The sequence below is a fragment of the Curtobacterium sp. Leaf154 genome, from assembly GCF_001424595.1.
In the GTDB taxonomy this organism is placed as follows: Bacteria; Actinomycetota; Actinomycetes; order Actinomycetales; family Microbacteriaceae; genus Curtobacterium; species Curtobacterium poinsettiae.
The window spans coordinates 314,853-332,455 of record NZ_LMOS01000006.1; the positions used below are offsets into that span (position 1 = coordinate 314,853).

Sequence of the window (17,603 nt, forward strand, 5' to 3'; positions counted from 1 at the left end):
GGAGGTCTCCTGCGGCGGATCAGCAGTGGTGCACTCGTCATCGGGTGCGGTGCGTTCGACGGCCAGCGCGCGCGGGTGGCCGGAGGGGTGGCGCGCAGCAGCACGCCGACGGCGCGCACGCTCGAGCGGTGGGGGCGCTCACGGGCACGTCGTGGTCACGGTGTCCGGGCGGACGCGTGGGGTGTGGGGCACACACGCATCGACGCTCGGGCGTCGTGACGACAGGCGTCAACGGTAGGCGACGAGTCTTGGCGTCCGCTGGCTGTCCATGTGGACGCATCCACCTGTCCCGAGTGCGTCGCCCGGGGACGACGTCGGGCTGCCGACGCTCAGCGCAGGACGCGGGCGACGGCCTCGGCGCGGGTGCGGACCCCGAGCTTCGCGAAGACCTGGTTCACGTACGACTTCACGGTGGGCACCGTCAGGAACAGCTCGGCGGCGATCTCGGGGTTCGTCCGGCCGTCGGCGATGCGCTCGAGGACGTCCACTTCGCGCGGAGTGAGGTCCGGGAACCGCGCACCGAGCGCCGGGCCGGGATCGGGCTCCGCAGGCGCAGCAGCAGGGGCACCGGCACCACCGACGAGGTGTGCCACGAGCCGCGCTCCCACCGTCGCGTCGAAGGTCGACTGCCCCGCGGCCACCGCACGCACCGCGGCCGCGATCTCCGCCCGCCCGGCGTCCTTCGTCAGGTAGCCACGCGCCCCGGCCCGCATCGCGGTGACGATGGAGTCGTCGTCGGCGTACGTCGTCAGCACCAGCACCGCGACCCCGGGGTGCTCGGCGACGATCCGTGCGGTGGCAGTCGGCCCGTCGACGCCCGGCATCCGCAGGTCCATCAGGACGACGTCGGGTGTGTCCCGGCCGACGGCGGCGATCGCCTCGGCCCCGTCGGCCGCCTGCCCGACCACCCGCAGGTCGGGCACGAGCGACAGCACCGTCACCAGGCCGTCGCGGACGATGGCCTGGTCGTCGACCACGAGCACCCGGATGGTCACGAGCGGTCGTCCTCGGCGACGACCGCCGCGTCCGCGTCGTCCGCAGTGTCCGCCTCGCGCGTGCCGTCGACGGGCAGGTGCATGGCGACGACGAACTCGTCGTCGGAACGCTCGGCCTCGACCGTGGCCTCGCTGCCGAGTTCCGCGAACCGCTCGCGCATCCCGAGCAGCCCCTGGCCGCCGCTGGGCAACGGGTTCGCCACGACGACGTCCACGGCGTCGCCGTCCCGGATCACGGACAGGGACACGGGGCGGCCGGGGGCGTGCCTGCGGGCGTTGCTGAGGGCCTCCCGGACGACCTGGACCACGGCGGCACGGTGGGCGTCGTCGAGGACCGCGAGGGTCGCGTCGCCCTGCACCACGACCTCGCCGCCGAACGAGCGGTGCGCGTCGACGAGGGCCGTCAGGCCCGCCCCGCGGTCGGCGGACGGACTGGAGGCACGGGTCGGCTCCGGCTGGTCGGGCTGCGGTCGGTGGGTCCGGGACTCGTCGGGAACTGGTCGTCCGGAGTGCGGCTCGTCGCGGAGCGCGTGCACCGCACGCCGCGCCTCGGCCAGACCGTCGGCGGCGAGCGCACGGGCGTCACCGGCACGGCGGGTGGCCTCGTCGACGCGGCCGGCCTCCAGCAGGGCCTCGACCGCGTCGAGCTGCAGCACCAGGCCGCCGAGCGAGTGGGCGAGGACATCGTGGATGTCCCGGGACGCCCGCGACCGGTCGGCGAGGAGCCGTGCGCGCTGCTGCTGGCGCTCGGTCTCGCGGGCCTGCGCCGTCGTGAGCCGCGCCTGCCGACGGCTGAACCCGACGAGCACGCCGAGCAGCAGCCCGCCACTCACGCCGAGGACGAACTGCACGGACGTCTGCTCGATCGTCGCGGTGACGGCGACCACCACGACGGCGGCGAGCGCGGCGACCGCGGCCGTCCAGACCGGCAGGCGGAGGTCGGCACCGAGGACGACGAGCCCGACGATCACCGGCACGACCAGCAGCGAGTCGGTCGGCACCACGGTGAGCGATCCGGCGGCGACCATCACGCCGGCTGCGGCGACGAGGACCCGGGGTGTACGTGCCCCTTCGCGGACGGCCCAGGCGGCGAGCGCAGCGGCCCCGAGGACCCAGACCCACGCGGGGTGGTGGAGCAGCACGCCGTTCCGGACGAACCAGAAGGCGACCACGGCGATGCCCGCGCCGTTGAGCAGCCACGAGACGCCGGCCCGGGACCGGACCCCGGCGGGGTCGGTCCGCTCCGGTTCGGTCGGCAGGCTCACCGCACCATCATGCCGCGGCCGGCGGTCGCCGGGCGGTCGGTCCCGCGGGGGATGCGCTGGTCGACGACCAGGGCGCGGGCGGCTCGGTTCAGGGCGAGCACGAGCAGGATCGTGCCGGTCGAGGTGAGCAGGTGTGCTCCGAGGTGGCCGCCGAGGACGTCGAGGCCGATGCGGGCGGCGATGAGGACGATCCAGAGGCCGGCGCCGAGCCAACCGGTGCGGGACTGCAGGGTGCGGCCCTTGTCGTCCGGTGTCGTCACGGTGCGGAACCGGGTCATGGCCCCCATGGCCAGGCCGACGGCGACGGTGAGCAGGGCCTCGAGGCCGAGGAACACGACGTCGGTGGTGGTGACGGTCGTCGTGGTCTGCGCGAGGACGACCACCCCGACGATCGCCATGACGAGCGGTCCGCGCCAGATGCGCGTCGGGTCGAGGGACCGCCAGGTCGCCTGCCGGTACGCCAGGAGGCCGACGAGGGCGAGGCCGATGAGCACGTTCGCGAGGAGCTGGACCGACATGGTGTGCCTTTCGAGGTGGTCCGGCGGGGCCTTCCCGACCGGAGTGATCAGCCTCGTTCCGGGTGCCCCCCGGGCACACCAACCAGGGGTGGGGACGCGGGTGGTGATCGCGGTGGTGTTCCATTGACCGCATGGCTGATGCGTTCGACGGGTTCCGGATCGGTGCGGGGTACTCGGTGGTGGAGCCGGACCGGCACCGGCCGGGGTCCTTCACCCTGGTGGTGGACGGCACCCCGCAGTCGCACGTGGACCTCGAGGACCCGACGCACCTGGCGTTCGAGTACATCCGGCGGATCGGGCACGCGATCGACCTGCTGCCCGACGGCCCGGTCACGGCGCTGCACCTGGGCGCCGGGGCACTGACCCTGCCCCGCTACGTCGCCGTGACGCGTCCGGGTTCGCGGCAGCAGGTCATCGAGCTCGAGCGCGACCTGGTCGAGCATGTGCGCGAGGCCCTGCCGTTCCCCCGGGGCGCCTCGATCCGGGTGCGGTACGGCGACGCCCGCGAGGTCCTCGGCAAGCTGCCCGCCGGCCTGCGCGGCACGGTGGACCTGGCGGTGGTGGACGTGTTCGGCGGTTCGCAGATCCCCGCCCACGTGACGAGCGTCGAGTTCTACCGCGAGGTCGCCGCGTTCCTGTCGCCGACGGGCATCGTCGCGGTGAACGTGGCCGACGGCGCCGGGCTGGCCTTCGCCCGCGGACAGGCGTCGACCCTGCAGTCGGTGCTGCCCTCGGTCGCCGCGGTCGCGGACACCGGGATACTCAAGGGCCGACGGTTCGGCAACATCGTGCTGCTCGGCTCGCCGACCGACCTGCCGGTGGCGGACATGCCCAGGCGGTACTCGTCGGACCCGATGCCGGCGAAGGTCGTGCACGGTGCGGAGCTCCGCTCGTTCATCGCCGGAGCGCCGATCGTCACCGACCAGACGGCGGTCGCGTCCCCCGAGCCGAACCGGAGCGTGTTCGGGGGCTGACGCCCGCGCGGGGCCTCGCCGAGGACTGACTTCGGGCGTTCGGCCGGTCCGGCTGTCAGGATGGTCTGAACGACCGCGCAGGTGCGCGACCGAGCGATGGGAACCCTGATGACGAACGACGACCGGAACGACCAGGACCGGACGGGCGACGGCCAGGCGCCGAGCTGGGGCGAAGCCCCGCAGCAGCGGCCCGACGCCGACGCCCCGCGGTACGGCGAGCGGGTGGACCCGACGCCGACCTCGACCCCGCAGTACGGCGAGCAGTACGGGCAGGGCCAGCAGCAGTACGGCCAGCCGAACGGCGAGCAGCAGGGTCAGTACGGGCAGCAGCAGTACGGACAGCAGCAGTACGACCAGCCGTCGAGCACGCCGAGCTGGAACGACCAGCAGCGTCACGAGCAGGGCCACGACCAGCAGCCGTACGCCGCCGCGCCGTCGCACTCCGGTGCCCCGGCCTGGCAGAGCTACGACGAGCCGAAGCCCAAGAAGAAGACCCTCGGTGTGGTGGCGTTCGTCCTCGGACTCGCCGCGCTCGTGATCGGCGTCATCGGTGGGTACGTGATGGGGTCGGCGCTCGCCAACAGCGACGCGATCAACAACCTCGTCCCGAGCAGCGGTGCCACCCCGGACCAGCAGGAGCTGCAGCGTCAGCTCATGAACGACCCGGCCGTCATCTCGCAGATCGGTGTCGGTGCGGTGATCGCCGGCGTCGCCGCGATCCTCGGGCTCTGGGCGCTCGTGCAGGGCATCATCGCCGCCGTGACCAAGCGTGGTCGCGGCTGGGGCATCTTCGCGATCGTCCTGGCCGTCGTCGCCACGATCGCGACGCTGGTCACCTACGTCGGCGTGGCCGCTGCCGCCGCGGTGGCCGCCAACTCCTGATCGACCGCTCCGGACGGCCCGTCGTGCTCCGGCACGGCGGGCCGTCGGTCGTTCCGCCGGGCACCCCGGACCGCCGCACCCGCGCAACCTGAGCGCGTCGCACCGACGGCTCCCGGCAGACCGCGGCTACCCTCGAACCGATGTCCCTCCCGCCCGACGACCGCCAGCTGCCCGACCCGTCCGACCGTTCCCGTGAACCGCGCCACGCGGCTCCCGTGACGGCCGGGGTCAGCCCGGGCAGCACCTTCGCGCCCATCAGCCTGCGACCCGCGGTCGACGTCGACGCCGTGCACCAGCGGCTCCGCGACCTCGGCCAGAGCCGCAGCACCGACGCACTCGCCGAACGGGCCGAGCTGCTCCGTCTGCTCGGTCGTCTGGACGAGTCGCTCGTCATCGCGGAAGAGGTGTTCCGTCTCGCGATGTTCACCGGGGAGCGCCAGGACAAGGTCGCCGCACGGATCCGTCGTGCGCACGTCCTGCACGACCTGGGGCGCCACGACCGCGCCGCCAACGAAGCCGCCATGGCCCGCGACACCGCCGCCACCGAGGAGTGGCCGGAACTCGAAGGTGCCGCCGCCGAGATCGAGGGCTGGTCGCTGTTCGAGAACGACCGCTTCGACGAGGCGCGCGCCGCCCTGTCGCGGGCCTACCAGGCCTTCCGCCAGGCGGGGGCGCCGTCGGAGCGCACCGACGCCCTGCGCACCGCGGTCGAGGCCGCGATGCGTGCCGCCATCACGCACCCGGCGGAACCGTCGGACAAGCCCCGGACGGCCCGCGAGGTCGCCGCCCGTCGCGCCGAGGACGACGAACCCGTCACCCGCGTCGCCGAGCCGGTGAAGCAGGTCCCGCCGATCCGCCGTCGCGTGCTCGGTGCGCCCGACGCCGCGCGGACCGAGGCCGACGACATCTGGGGTCGGATCGCGGCCCGGGCAGCGAAGAAGGGCCAGGCCGACCCGCGCGCCGAGCAGTGACCGCGCTCGAGACCGTCCGGCTCCGCGCCGAGGCCCTGATCGCAGAACACCTCGGCGCCGGCACCTGGGCGTTCGGGTTCGACCACGCGAAGACCCGTGCCGGCCAGTGCGACTTCGCGCGGAAGCGGATCACCGTGAGCCGTCACCTGGCCACCCGGTTCTCCGACCACGACGTCGAGCAGGTCCTGCTGCACGAGGTCGCCCACGCCCTCGCCGGCGCACGGGCGGCACACGGACCGAAGTGGAAGCGCACGGCCGCGTCGATCGGGTACACCGGCTCCCGCCTGCACGACGGGCCGATCGCCAGCGAGCTCGCACCGTGGATCGGCAGCTGCCCCGCGGGCCACGAGCACTTCCGGTACCGCACCCCCACACGCCCCCTGGCCTGTGCCCGCTGCTCCCGACGGTTCGACGCCCGGAACGTCATCGCCTGGCGGCGCCGGACCGCCGACGACGACGCGGCCACGATGGCGTCGACTACCGCATGAGGTGCCCGACGCACGGAGGCGCGCCGGTAACCCGTTAGCCTGGGCGGATGCACACGGGGCAGCACATCCGCACGGACGCCGGTTCCTCCTGGTTCTTCGACGCCGGACGGATCGCGCTCGACTTCGCGCACACGGGTGGCTTCGCCGACGACTCCGCCGGACGACGCCCGCGGTCGCAGCTCGGCGAACTGCTCGCGAGCCCGGCCGACCTGGACGAGTGGCTCAGCGAGCACACCGAGCCGATCGACGTCGGCGCCAGCGGCCGCGAGCTGCAGGACGCCCGCGCCCTGCGCGCCGCGATCGCCCGGTTGGCCGTCGCCGCCGCCCCCGCGCCGGCGAGCACAGCCGCCGAGCGCACCGCCGTGGCGGCGGGCCTGCGCGCCGGAGCCGGCCGCACGCGCCCCGCGCCCGACGACATCGACACCGTCAACCTGTTCGCCGCCCTGCCGGACGTGCCCCCGAGCCTCCCCGGTGGCCGACGCCGCGCCGGAGCCAACCGGGTCCGCCTGGCCCAGGCCCTGTCGAGCGTCGCGCGCGACGCCGTCGCGCTCTTCACCGAGGTCGGCTTCGACGACGTCGAGGCCGACGGCCGCCCGACCCGGCTGAGCCGCTGCTCGGCCGAGGACTGCGGCCTGGTGTTCTACGACTCGTCGCGCGGCGGGACCCGGCGCTGGTGCTCGATGCAGCGGTGCGGCAACCGTGCGAAGGTCCGGGCGCACCGCGCCCGCCGGGCAGCGGAGTGAGCAGGCACTGAGCACGGCCTGACCGCTTCCCGTCCGCCTTCGGCGAGCGGTCACGACACCCCGCTCACGACCGCCGAGCGGTCACCAACCGTCGCCCGACGGCCTCGCAGCCGACCGGTCGTGACCAGCCGACGCAACGCAAGCGACGAGTCGCGACCAGCCACCGGCCCTCCGCGAGCGGTCACGACACCCCGCTCGCCTCCGCCGAGCGGTCACGACACCCCGCTCACCTCTGCCGAGCGGTCACCAACCGTCGCCCGACGGCCTCGCAGCCGACCGGTCGTGACCAGCCGACGCAACGCACGCGACGAGTCGCGACCAGCCACCGGCCGGGAGGCGCGTGGCAGCGCCGCCACGGGCCTCCCGTCCGCCCTCCGCGAGCGGTCACGACACCCCGCTCGCCTCCGCCGAGCGGTCACCAACCGTCGCCCGACGGCCTCGCCGCCGACGGATCGCGACCACTCGACGCAACGCAAGCGACGAGTCGCGACCAGCCACCGGCCGTGGAGGCGCGTGGCAGCGCCGCCACGGGCCTCCCGTCCGCCCTCCGCGAGCGGTCACGACACCCCGCTCGCCTCTGCCGTGTGGTCACCAACCGTCGCTCGACGGCATCCCAGCCGACGGATCGCGACCGCGCACGGCACGCGCACGGGCGTGGTGGCCACCGAACGCAGAAGCGGCGAAGAAAAAGATTCGGCGTGCCGAATCCTCTGGCAGGATCGGTGCATGACCGACACTGCCAGCACCCGGCTCGACGAGCGCCCACCCGGTGCCCCGCGTCGTCGTGCAGCCGGCCTCACCCTGCTCGGACCGGCCTTCGTCGCAGCCATCGCCTACGTCGACCCGGGCAACGTCGCCGCCAACCTGACCGCCGGGGCCGAGTACGGCTACCTGCTGCTCTGGGTGCTCGTGGCCGCGAACGCCAGCGCCGTGGTGGTGCAGTACCTGTCCGCCAAGCTCGGGGTGGTGACGGGCAAGTCGCTGCCCGAACACCTGGGCCTGCGGATGCGGCGCGCGCCGCGCCTGCTGTTCTGGGGCCAGGCCGAGATCGTGGCGGCAGCGACCGACATCGCCGAGGTGATCGGCGGCGCGCTGGCCCTCTACCTGCTCTTCGACCTGCCGCTCGTGGTCGGCGGGATCATCACCGGGCTCGTCTCGATGCTGCTGCTGACCCTGCACAGCCGCCGGGGCACGCGCCTGTTCGAGACCGTGGTGACGGCGATGCTCGCGATCCTGACGGTGGGCTTCTGCGCCGGGCTGCTGTTCGCCCGCGTCACACCCGCAGACCTGGTCGCCGGGCTCGTGCCGCGGTTCGAGGGCGCCGGGTCGGTGCTGCTCGCGGCCTCGATGCTCGGCGCGACCGTGATGCCGCACGCCGTGTACCTGCACTCGGCGCTCGCCCGGGACCGTCACGGGGACGTCCCCGCCGGGCCGGAGCGTCGCCGGGTGCTCGTCGCGACCCGGTGGGACGTCGGGCTCGCCCTGATCGTCGCGGGTGGGGTGAACATCGCGATGCTCGTCCTCGCCGCGGCCACCCTGCCGGGCGTCGCGGGCACCGACTCGATCCCCGGGGCGCAGCGGGCCATCGCCGAGAACGTGGGCCCGGTCGTCGGGGTCCTCTTCGCCGTCGGACTGCTGGCGTCCGGACTGGCCTCGACCTCGGTGGGCTGCATGGCCGGAGCGGAGATCATGCAGGGGCTGCTGCACGTGCGGATCCCGCTGGTGGCCCGGCGGGCGATCACCCTGGTGCCCGCGATCGTGCTGCTCGCGCTGCACATCGACGCGACGATGCTGCTCGTCGTCAGCCAGGTGGTGCTGAGCTTCGGGATCGCCTTCGCGATCGTGCCGCTCGTGGTCTACACGTCACGGCGGAGCGTGATGGGCACCGACGTGAACGCCGCGATCACCCGCGTGGTGGCGTGGGTGATCGCGGCGGTCATCGTGGCGCTCAACATCGCGCTGGTGGTGCTCACCCTGACCGGCTGAGGCACACCGGTCAGGGCGCGGCGGTCGTCACGCGACGACCTGGACGTCCTTCCAGAACGCGACGTAGCCCGAGTAGTCCTTGCCGACACGCTCGAACGACGACGGGATCGGCGTCGGGTACGACCACGCGCGGTCCTGCAGCGCCTGGCCGTCCACGTTCACCGTGAAGTACTGGGTGTCGCCCTTCCACGGGCAGTGGTACTGGGTGGGGCTCTCGGTGAAGAGCTCGGTGTGCACGCTCGACGGCGGGAAGTACCAGTTGCCCTCGATCTTGATGAGGTCCTCTTCCGGGGCCTCCGCGATCACCGTGTCGCCGACGACTGCCTTCATGGCGTTGCTCCTTCGCTCGCTGGTTCCGTGACGGGGCGAACGCTACGCGCGCTCCCCCGATTCCCGCAGGACGGGCAGGTCGGGGCCCGCGGCGAGCGCCGCGTGCACGTCGTCCCGGCTCAGGACGGCGGCTCCCTCGGACGCGCTGACCAGGTGCCGCACGGCACGGCGGAGCCCCGTGTACGCCGCGCAGGCCGCAGCGGCCTCGGGCGAGGTGTGGTCGATGCCGACCTCGGTGAGTGCGTCGACGACGGCTCCGGCGGCGAGCAGGTCCTCGACGGCGAAGTCGGGTGCGTCGGCGACGTCGACGGACTCCCCCGCCGCCTCGGCCGCGTCGTCGAGGGTCGCGGTGTGGTGCAGCCCGGCGGCCACGATCGCGACGACGCATCGGTCCCCACGTGCGGCCTGGAGGCCCGTCACCCGTTCCGCGACCGCCGCCGCGTTGCCGAGGTGGCCGAGCACGACCTCCGGACCCTCCGGCAGCTGGGCGCTCACGTTCCGGAGCGCGCGCCGCTGCGCGGCGGCGTCGGGGCTCGGCGGCAGGGCGTCGACCCAGACGAGCAGGTGGGTGCCGTGGGCGATGCGTGCCGCGCCTCCGGGACCCCACGCGAACCGGACCTGGTACTTCTCCTGGGTGCGTTCTGCCACGTCCGTCACGATAGCCGTCCGGGCGATGCTGTCCCTCTCCACAGGGTCGCCGTCCGACCGGGTTCCGCCAGGGTCGGCGACCGTAGGATGCATGGTCATGGAGATCGCCCCCGTGCCCACCCTGACCGGCGACCGTGTGACCCTCGAGCCCCTCGGGCAGGAGCACGCGGAAGACCTGCGGGCGGCGGTCGCGGACGGCGATCTGTGGCGCACCTGGTACACCTCGGTGCCCGCTCCGGCACAGGTCGAGGCCGAGATCGACCGGCGGCTCGCCGAGCACGAGGCCGGCCGCATGGTGCCCTTCGCCGTGCGGGACCGCCCGACCGGGCGGGTGGTGGGCGCGACGACCTTCATGAACATCGACACGGGCAACCGTCACGTCGAGATCGGCAGCACGTTCCTGGCGAAGTCCGCCCAGCGCTCGGGGATCAACACCGAGTCGAAGCTGCTCATGCTCTCGCACGCGTTCGAGGCGTGGCAGTGCATCGCGGTCGAGTTCCGCACCCACTGGCACAACCTGCAGTCGCGCGCGGCCATCGCGGGCCTCGGCGCCAAGCAGGACGGCGTGCTCCGGAACCACGCGATCGGCCGAGACGGCACCCTGCGCGACACCGTGGTCTTCTCGGTCATCGCGTCGGAGTGGCCGGCCGTCCGGCTCGGACTGGCCGAGCGGCTCCGCCGGCACGACCGCGCCGAGGGGTCCCGCCGCCGGTCGGCCCGGCACGCCTGATCCCCGCGCCGCGACGGGTGTGATGCCCGCATCGGCGACGCACGGAGCAGCGCCCAGCCCGCGGGCGTAGCGTCAGCGGCATGCACGTCGGCCTCCGGATCGTCCTCGACGCGCCGGTCGACGCCGTGCGCGATGCCCTGCTGTCCCCGTCCGTGATGGTGGCGGTGACGAAGCCGTTCCTGGCGTACCGCTCGCGCGACCCCCAGGGGTTCCCGGAGCGCTGGGAGCCGGGGCACCCGCACCCGATCACCGCGGACGCCTTCGGCCTGGTGCCGAGCGGCGACACGCACGTCGACCTCGACCTGTACGAGATCCAGGGGGTTCCCGTGCAGCGCGACAACGGCGGCGGCACGTCCGGGCTGTTCGGCCGGATGACGATGTCGCACCGGATGGCCGTCCTCCCCGCGCCGGGCGGCCGGACCCTGCTGCTCGACCGCCTGACCTACCGCATGCGACCGGCCGCCCTCGGCCTCGCCCTGTGGCCCGGCATGTGGGTCATCTGGCAGTGGCGGGCGTTCCGGATGCGTGCCCTCGCGCCCACCTGGCGGACCGACGGCGCGTGACGCGACGCGGGTCGGGCCTCCCGTCCACCGCGCAGCGGGCGTAGCCTCGTCCACGTGAGCCAGACGCGCCCCCAGGAGCCGACGACCGACGACCGTGTGCGCAGCACGCTGGCGACGACGGATTGGCGGCGGATGACGTTCGACCTGTACCGCCGTGTCCGCGCGACGCCGGACCCCCAGACGGCGCACGCGCTGTGGCGGGAGACCCGCGACGCGATGTTCGCGGAGCACCCGGCGTCGCCGCTGCTCGACGAGGACGCCCGCGACTTCGAGTCCCTGCCGGTGCCGGACTACGACCCCGCCTGGCGCTTCCAGGTCCGCATCGAGGCCACGGAGCCCGCCGACTTCGACTTCGAGACCGGCACCGACGGCGTCGTCCACTTCGACCGCCTCGGCCTGGTGCGGGTCCCCGGTGTCGGCACCCTCGACGTCTGGAAGCACGGCGGCTACGCGGGCGGGGTGTTCGTGCCCGTCAAGGACGCCAGCGCCGGCAAGGCCCGCGGCACCTACGGCGGCGGCCGCTACCTGCTCGACACCATCAAGGGCTCGGACCTGGGCGGCGACGACCTCGGGTCGCTCGTGCTCGACTTCAACTTCGCCTACAACCCGTCGTGCGCGTACGACCCAGCGTGGGCGTGCCCGCTCGCGCCTCCGGGCAACACCGTGCCGGTCCCGATCCCCGTCGGCGAGCAGTACGACTTCTAGGGTGGAACGCATGACAGGACTCGTCGCCCTCGACGTCGGCGGCCGCGTGCCCCCGTTCGAGCAGGTCCGATCGCAGATCGCCGCGCAGATCGCCGCCGGGTACCTGGTGGACGGCGAACGGCTGCCGAGCGTGCGGGGGCTGGCGGACGAGCTCGGCCTCGCCGCCGGCACCGTCGCGAAGGCCTACCAGCTGCTCGAGGAAGCCGGGCTCGTGCACACCGCACGGGGCGCCGGCACCCGGGTGGTGCGGCCGGCGGCGGTCCCCGACGCCGTGACCGAGGCCGCTCGTGCCCTGGCCGGCGCGGCGCGCTCGGCGGGGCTGTCGGCGGACCAGGCCGCGACCGCGTTGCGCGAGGCCTGGCCGGCGTAGGGCTGCGCGGGACGGGCGGGAGCGGCTGGCGCTTCCGGGCGTACCCGGTCGTTCCGGGCGTACCCGGGTCGGGAGTTCCGACCCGCTCCGCCCGATTCGACCAGGCATCGCACGCGTTCTGGGAAGGAACGCCCGAGCGATCAGCAGCGCTTGTAGACGTACGCGTCGTCCTTCGGGGTCACCAGGTCGCGGTCGCGCAGGATAGTCATGGCCGGACGGTTCTTCAGCGTGCACACCGACCCCCACGAGCGCTTGAGGGTGTCCGAGTACTCCACGTCGATGACCCGCCCGCCGTAGGCCTTCGTGTACGCCGCGCACTCCCGGTACTGCACGCACTCTTCGGCGACGACGAAGTCGAACCCGGTCTGCTTCCGGCCGGATGCCCCGAGCTGCGGTGTGTTCTTCTGCCCGACGGCCAGGCCGTGCCGGTGTCCCTTGGCGACGAGCGACTTCGCGAGCGCCAGGTTGCCGGACCGGGTGAGCCGCTTGCCACTGCGGGTCCAGGAGTCGAGGTTGTCGAACTCGACCGCGTCGAACCCGCGGTCAGCGCAGCGGGCGACGGTCTTCGCGAGCACCTTCGTGATCAGGGCACGCTTGGCCGCCGTCCGGGTGTCGAGGAGCATCTCGTCGGGCCACCCCGGGTCCGCGACCGGCTTGCCCGCGCGGTCGCGGAGGATCGCCGACGGGTAGGACTTCTTCCAGGTGCGGGCGGCCTCGGGCTGCGTCTGGAACCCGTTGACGTAGCAGATGTTGTACTTGCCCTTGGCCGGGCGGTCGGTGCTGTCCCGCTCGACGATCGTGACGCCGGACGGCGGGGTGTAGCCGCCGCCGAGCTGGTAGTCCACACGGCCCGAGGTCGGCAGGTTCCGGTAGCTGGCGGCCGCGCTCGTCGTGGCGGCCTCGGCGCAGCCGGCGGTACCGAGGACGGCCACCAGGGCAATCGCGGTGGTCAACAGGACGGTTCGCATGCGCACCCCGGAATCCTCGCATGCGCGGGGAGAACCACCCGGCCCTCGCTGATCCGGGCATGTGCACGCTATGCTGGTCGTACTCGAGGCGCCGATCGCCTCGTGCGTCGTACGGACGCCCCGAACTCCCGACCACCTGTCTCCGGACTCCGGTCGATGATCGAGCACCTCACGAAGGTGCCCAGGCTTCTCTGCTGCGGCGACTGCGCCAGCCACATCCGTTGGCGCGCATCCCGCCCGCGCGCTGCCTCGCAAGTGCGCCCACAGCCGGCTCGCTCCGGCTCGAAAGGTCACCATGACCACCGAAGACATCCGTTTCTCCGACCTCGGCGTCCCCGCGCCGATGGTCTCCGTCCTCGCCGACCAGGGCAAGGACATGGCGTTCCCCATCCAGGCGGACACGCTCCCGGACTCCCTGCAGGGCAAGGACGTCCTGGGCCGCGGCCGCACCGGCTCCGGCAAGACCATCGCGTTCGCGATCCCGCTGGTCGCCCGCCTCGCCGCCAGTGGCCGCAAGCGCCGCGCCGGTCGCCCCCGCGCGCTGGTGCTCGCCCCGACCCGTGAGCTCGCGACGCAGATCGACGTCGCGCTCGCCCCGCTCGCCAAGGCCATGGGCCTGAACACCACGACCATCTTCGGTGGCGTCGGTCAGGGTCGTCAGGTCGACGCCCTGCGCGGCGGCGTCGACGTCGTGGTCGCCTGCCCGGGTCGCCTCGCCGACCTCATGCAGCAGGGCCACGTGAACCTGGGCGACATCGAGGTCACCGTCCTCGACGAGGCCGACCACATGGCCGACATGGGCTTCCTGCCCGGCGTCACCAAGATCATGCAGGCGACCCCCGAGAAGGGACAGCGTCTGCTGTTCTCCGCCACACTCGACAACGGTGTGGACAAGCTTGTCAAGAAGTTCCTGCACAACCCGGTGATGCACTCCGTCGACGAGGCGAACAGCCCCGTCGAGGCGATGACCCACCACCTGTTCGAGGTCGCCGACGCCGACGCGAAGAAGCACCTCGTGAGCGCCCTCGCCTCGGGCAACGGTCGCCGCATCCTCTTCATGCGCACGAAGCACCACGCCAAGCGCCTCGCCAAGCAGCTCAGCAGCCAGGGGATCCCGGCCGTCGACCTGCAGGGCAACCTGTCGCAGGGCGCCCGTGAGCGCAACCTCGCGAAGTTCTCCTCCGGTGAGGCCCTCGTGCTCGTCGCCACCGACGTCGCCGCCCGTGGCGTGCACGTCGACAACGTCGAGCTCGTCGTGCACGTCGACCCGCCCACCGAGCACAAGGCGTACCTGCACCGCTCGGGTCGCACGGCGCGCGCCGGTTCGTCCGGTGACGTCGTCACGGTGACGATGCCCGCCGAGCGTCGCGACGTCGCGCAGATGATGCGTGCGGCCGCGATCAAGGTCACCCCGCAGCACGTCACCTCGACCTCCGCCGCGGTCACCGCGCTCGTCGGCGAGGTCGCCCCGATCCGCCACGTCGCCGAGGAGCAGCCCACCCAGCAGCGTCAGCCCAAGCAGCGCTCTGCCGAGTCCGCCGGTGACGGTGGCGGTCGTCGCCGTGGTCGCGGCGGTCGGTCGGGAGGCGCGGCGCAGCCCGCACGCTCCGGTTCCGCTGGCGATTCCGCCGGTTCGGCCGGGGGCCGTCAGGGCCGTCCGGCCCGTGGCGCGCGTTCCGAGGGCGCCGGGCGCTCCGGCGCCGCGGCCGCCGGTTCGACCGGTGGTCGCCGCAGCGGCGGCAACCGCCGCTCCGGCAGCGGTGACGTCGTGCGCGGCGGCTCGTCGGCCGTCTGGTCGTCCGAGGGCGGCTACGCCGCGGGTCGGTCCGGCAACGAGTCGGGCGGCAACCGTCGTGGTGGCTCGCGCCGCGCCTCCCGTCCGGCCGGCGCTGCGGACCGCCACTGAACCACCCGCTCGACCCGCGTGGTCTGAGCCCGTCGGCCTGAGCCCGTCGGTGCTCGCAAGACACCGGTGTTCACGTTTCGCACCCCCGCATCCCGGGGTGTGATCCGCGAACACCGGTGTTTTGCGTGAAGGCGGGGGCGGAACCTTGGCGGGGGCTGGGGGTGGGGTACCCCGGCGGGCGTACGGTCTGCTTCACCGGATGCCGCGCAAGCGGCTGACGGGGAACACGTCCGCTTCTGGAAGGAGTGCCTATGGCTGGCATCGATGACATCAAGAACGCCGCTGAGAAGGCGGCAGGCAAGGTCAAGGAAGCCGTCGGGAACGCGACCGACAACGACCGCCTGAAGGCCGAAGGCCAGACCGACCAGGGCAAGGCCTCGGCGAAGCAGGGCGTCACCGACGTCAAGGACGCCGCGCACGGCGTCGCCGACAGCTTCAAGAACGACAAGCACTGAAGCCGGTTCGCGACCGCGCTGCGAAGCCCCCGGATCCGATCGGATCCGGGGGCTTCGTCGTGCGCGCGGGGCTTCGTCGTGCGCTGGGTACGACCGCCCCCGTCGGGCTAGTGCAGGGCGCCGACCGACGCGAGACCGGCCCGGAGCAGGGCGCCGCGGCCGCCTTCCATCTCGTCGGCGACGGCGTCGGACGCGGCTTCCATCGGGCTCATCCACGTGAGTTCGAGAGCGTCCTGCCGGGGCTCGCACGTCCCCGTGACCGGGACGACGTAGGCCAGCGAGATCGCGTGCTGCCGCTCGTCGGTGTACACCGAGGCGCCGGGCAGCGGGAAGTACTCGGCCACGGTGAACGGCGCCGGGCTCGAGGGCAGCTGCGGGAACGCCATCGGCCCGAGGTCCTTCTCCAGGTGGCGGAACAGTGCGGTGCGGATCGACTCGCCGAACATCACGCGACCGGACACCAGGGTGCGGGCGATCGAACCGCTCGGGGAGACCCGCAGCAGCACCCCGACCTCGGTCACGACACCGAGGCCGTCGGTGCGGACGGGGACCGCTTCGACGTAGCAGATCGGCAGACGACGGCGGACGTTCGCGAGCTCCTCGTCGGACAGCCAGCCGGAGTCGGGGTCGGGGGTGCGCAGCGAGGACATGCACCGTGTCTACCAGGGACGGCGGCGAGTTCGGCGGAAGGCGCGGGAGTTGGGGATGGTTAGCGTTGTCCACATGATCGATGCGGACCTGGTGCAGTGGACACGGAGTGCCTCGGACCGGCGGGGCACACCCCTGCTCGTCGCGATGCACGGGGTGGGGTCGAACGAGCACGACCTGCTCGGACTCGCCCCCGCGCTGCCGCCCGCGTGGACCGTCGCCTCGCTCCGGGCACCGATGCCGTGGGGGCCCGGCTTCAGCTGGTACCCGCTCGGCACCCCCGGCTCCCCCGCGCCCGAGGCGGTCGACGCCGCGGTCGACGAGGTGCTCGACTGGATCGACTCCGTCGCCGCAGACCACCCGCGGATCGGACTGCTCGGGTTCTCGCAGGGCGGCTCGATGGCGCTCCAGCTCCTGCGGGCACGGCCCGCGGCCTTCGCGTTCGCGGTGTCGCTGTCGGGGTTCGTGGTGCCGGGCGTCACGGATTCGCGTGACGAGGCCGTCTCGGCTGTGCGGCCGAGGGTCTTCCTGGGGCACGGCGACCTCGACCCGGTGATCCCGCCCGAGGCCACCGTTCGGACACAGGCGTGGGCCGCGGCGCACACCGACGTGACCGACCGGACCTACGCGGGCCTGCCGCACGCGGTGTCGACGGCGGAGCTCGCGGACGTGACGGCGTTCGTCGACGCGGTGTAGGCGCACGACGACGGACAGGAGGCCCGGTGCCAGCTGGCACCGGGCCTCCTGTCCGTCACGGGGTGACGTCCGTCAGTCGGCGAGGATCTGGAGCAGGTCCTTGCGGAGCTGGTCCACCTTGGCCGTGGCCGCCTTGGCCTGTTCCTCGGTCGCGGTGCTGCGGTACATGTGCAGGACGCCCATGGTCTTCCGGAGCGCCTCGAAGAACTCGCGCTGGGCGTCCGGGATGCCAGGGGCCCCGTCGAGTGCCGCGGCGATCTCGTCGGCCTTGGCCTCGGTCTCGGCCTTGCCGGCGTCGGTGAGTTCGAAGAGCGTCTTGCGACCGTCGCCGGACGAGACCACGAGGTCTTCGTCGACGAGCTGCTGGAGCGTCGGGTAGACCGAGCCGGGGCTCGGCTTCCAGGCGCCGCCGGTGCGCTCGGCGATGGTCTTGATCACGGCGTAGCCGTTCTGCGGGCCCTCGGCCAGCAGGCCGAGGATCGCGAGTCGGACGTCGCCGCGGCGACGGCGTTCGCGGCCGAAGCCGGGGCCGCCGAATCCGGGACCGAAGCCCATGCCCGGGCCGAAGCCGGGGCCGAACCCGCGGCCACCGAAGCCCCGGCCGCCGTGGTCGTGGTCACCGCGGTCGCGGCCGGGGAAGCCGGCGCCGTGGTGCTGCCGCGCGCCGCCGAAGCGGGGGCCGCGCGGGCCGAACCCGCGCTGGTCGCGGGGGGACGTGTTGCTGTTGTCGTCATACGAGGGGCGCATGAGGAGTCCTTTCGT

21 protein-coding genes are annotated in these 17,603 nt (G+C 73.3%); 13 read left to right on the forward strand and 8 right to left on the reverse strand.

Annotated elements, in window-relative coordinates:
* Positions 1 to 329 precede the first annotated feature (329 nt).
* Genes ASF75_RS13285 through ASF75_RS17735 form a run of 3 tightly spaced genes read right to left on the reverse strand, consistent with a single transcriptional unit; the run spans position 330 to position 2,778 of the window.
* Positions 330 to 995, reverse strand: a complete 666-nt coding sequence (locus ASF75_RS13285; RefSeq protein WP_056072057.1) for a response regulator transcription factor — start codon at positions 993 to 995, stop codon at positions 330 to 332.
* Positions 992 to 2,260 (reverse strand): sensor histidine kinase, encoded by a 1,269-nt coding sequence (locus tag ASF75_RS13290; protein WP_056072060.1) that lies wholly within the window; start codon positions 2,258 to 2,260, stop codon positions 992 to 994. The genes ASF75_RS13285 and ASF75_RS13290 overlap by 4 nt, the downstream gene beginning before the upstream one ends.
* A complete protein-coding gene (locus tag ASF75_RS17735; RefSeq protein WP_056072063.1) occupies positions 2,257 to 2,778 on the reverse strand; it encodes a hypothetical protein in 522 nt (173 codons plus the stop codon). Before ASF75_RS17735 ends, ASF75_RS13290 begins: the two co-directional genes overlap by 4 nt.
* Before the next feature lie 131 nt (positions 2,779 to 2,909).
* Between ASF75_RS17735 and ASF75_RS13300 the strand changes: the two genes are divergently transcribed.
* The 6 genes from ASF75_RS13300 (at position 2,910) to ASF75_RS13325 (ending at position 8,822) form a co-directional block, all read left to right on the forward strand.
* Positions 2,910 to 3,752, forward strand: a complete 843-nt coding sequence (locus ASF75_RS13300) for a spermidine synthase (protein WP_056072066.1) — start codon at positions 2,910 to 2,912, stop codon at positions 3,750 to 3,752.
* Positions 3,753 to 3,860: 108 nt separating this feature from the next.
* Positions 3,861 to 4,634, forward strand: coding sequence for a DUF308 domain-containing protein (locus tag ASF75_RS13305; protein ID WP_139179594.1), 774 nt, complete (start codon positions 3,861 to 3,863; stop codon positions 4,632 to 4,634).
* 140 nt (positions 4,635 to 4,774) lie between these two features.
* Positions 4,775 to 5,605, forward strand: a complete 831-nt coding sequence (locus ASF75_RS13310; protein WP_052481644.1) for a hypothetical protein — start codon at positions 4,775 to 4,777, stop codon at positions 5,603 to 5,605.
* Complete coding sequence (locus tag ASF75_RS13315) at positions 5,602 to 6,093, forward strand: SprT-like domain-containing protein (protein ID WP_056072069.1); 492 nt, start codon at positions 5,602 to 5,604, stop codon at positions 6,091 to 6,093. Before ASF75_RS13310 ends, ASF75_RS13315 begins: the two co-directional genes overlap by 4 nt.
* Before the next feature lie 47 nt (positions 6,094 to 6,140).
* The gene (locus ASF75_RS13320; protein WP_056072072.1) at positions 6,141 to 6,836 is read left to right on the forward strand and encodes a CGNR zinc finger domain-containing protein; all 696 of its coding nucleotides are present in this window, start codon (positions 6,141 to 6,143) and stop codon (positions 6,834 to 6,836) included.
* A gap of 726 nt (positions 6,837 to 7,562) precedes the next feature.
* Complete coding sequence (locus ASF75_RS13325) at positions 7,563 to 8,822, forward strand: Nramp family divalent metal transporter (RefSeq protein WP_017885856.1); 1,260 nt, start codon at positions 7,563 to 7,565, stop codon at positions 8,820 to 8,822.
* A gap of 27 nt (positions 8,823 to 8,849) precedes the next feature.
* On the opposite strand, the gene ASF75_RS13330 is transcribed toward ASF75_RS13325, so the two are convergent.
* Both ASF75_RS13330 and ASF75_RS13335 read right to left on the reverse strand, forming a co-directional pair.
* Positions 8,850 to 9,152 carry a DUF427 domain-containing protein gene (locus tag ASF75_RS13330; protein ID WP_042537519.1) on the reverse strand — a complete coding sequence of 101 codons (303 nt, stop codon included), beginning with the start codon at positions 9,150 to 9,152 and terminating at the stop codon, positions 8,850 to 8,852.
* Positions 9,153 to 9,194: 42 nt separating this feature from the next.
* Positions 9,195 to 9,800 carry a 2-phosphosulfolactate phosphatase gene (locus tag ASF75_RS13335; protein WP_031259161.1) on the reverse strand — a complete coding sequence of 202 codons (606 nt, stop codon included), beginning with the start codon at positions 9,798 to 9,800 and terminating at the stop codon, positions 9,195 to 9,197.
* A gap of 91 nt (positions 9,801 to 9,891) precedes the next feature.
* On the opposite strand from ASF75_RS13335, the gene ASF75_RS13340 reads away from it, so the two are divergent.
* From ASF75_RS13340 to ASF75_RS13355, 4 genes are all read left to right on the forward strand, one after another.
* Positions 9,892 to 10,530, forward strand: a complete 639-nt coding sequence (locus tag ASF75_RS13340) for a GNAT family N-acetyltransferase (RefSeq protein ID WP_017885853.1) — start codon at positions 9,892 to 9,894, stop codon at positions 10,528 to 10,530.
* Positions 10,531 to 10,610: 80 nt separating this feature from the next.
* A complete protein-coding gene (locus ASF75_RS13345; RefSeq protein ID WP_056072075.1) occupies positions 10,611 to 11,093 on the forward strand; it encodes a hypothetical protein in 483 nt (160 codons plus the stop codon).
* A 132-nt stretch (positions 11,094 to 11,225) separates the two neighbouring features.
* Entirely contained in the window at positions 11,226 to 11,798 is a 573-nt protein-coding gene (locus ASF75_RS13350) for a DUF1684 domain-containing protein (RefSeq protein ID WP_056072354.1), read from the forward strand.
* Positions 11,799 to 11,808: 10 nt separating this feature from the next.
* Positions 11,809 to 12,168: a GntR family transcriptional regulator gene (locus tag ASF75_RS13355; protein ID WP_056072357.1), complete on the forward strand. Its 360-nt coding sequence runs from the start codon at positions 11,809 to 11,811 to the stop codon at positions 12,166 to 12,168.
* 140 nt (positions 12,169 to 12,308) lie between these two features.
* Here the strand turns inward: ASF75_RS13355 and ASF75_RS13360 are convergent, their stop codons facing one another.
* Positions 12,309 to 13,136: an endo alpha-1,4 polygalactosaminidase gene (locus tag ASF75_RS13360; RefSeq protein WP_235517689.1), complete on the reverse strand. Its 828-nt coding sequence runs from the start codon at positions 13,134 to 13,136 to the stop codon at positions 12,309 to 12,311.
* A 295-nt stretch (positions 13,137 to 13,431) separates the two neighbouring features.
* Between ASF75_RS13360 and ASF75_RS13365 the strand changes: the two genes are divergently transcribed.
* Both ASF75_RS13365 and ASF75_RS13370 read left to right on the forward strand, forming a co-directional pair.
* Positions 13,432 to 15,042: a DEAD/DEAH box helicase gene (locus tag ASF75_RS13365; protein ID WP_056072081.1), complete on the forward strand. Its 1,611-nt coding sequence runs from the start codon at positions 13,432 to 13,434 to the stop codon at positions 15,040 to 15,042.
* Positions 15,043 to 15,293: 251 nt separating this feature from the next.
* Positions 15,294 to 15,497 (forward strand): CsbD family protein, encoded by a 204-nt coding sequence (locus tag ASF75_RS13370; protein ID WP_017885847.1) that lies wholly within the window; start codon positions 15,294 to 15,296, stop codon positions 15,495 to 15,497.
* A gap of 107 nt (positions 15,498 to 15,604) precedes the next feature.
* On the opposite strand, the gene ASF75_RS13375 is transcribed toward ASF75_RS13370, so the two are convergent.
* Positions 15,605 to 16,147, reverse strand: coding sequence for an NUDIX hydrolase family protein (locus tag ASF75_RS13375; RefSeq protein ID WP_017885846.1), 543 nt, complete (start codon positions 16,145 to 16,147; stop codon positions 15,605 to 15,607).
* A 73-nt stretch (positions 16,148 to 16,220) separates the two neighbouring features.
* On the opposite strand from ASF75_RS13375, the gene ASF75_RS13380 reads away from it, so the two are divergent.
* The gene (locus ASF75_RS13380; protein ID WP_056072083.1) at positions 16,221 to 16,841 is read left to right on the forward strand and encodes an alpha/beta hydrolase; all 621 of its coding nucleotides are present in this window, start codon (positions 16,221 to 16,223) and stop codon (positions 16,839 to 16,841) included.
* A gap of 72 nt (positions 16,842 to 16,913) precedes the next feature.
* On the opposite strand, the gene ASF75_RS13385 is transcribed toward ASF75_RS13380, so the two are convergent.
* Positions 16,914 to 17,588, reverse strand: coding sequence for a PadR family transcriptional regulator (locus tag ASF75_RS13385; protein ID WP_017885844.1), 675 nt, complete (start codon positions 17,586 to 17,588; stop codon positions 16,914 to 16,916).
* Positions 17,589 to 17,603: the final 15 nt, after the last annotated feature.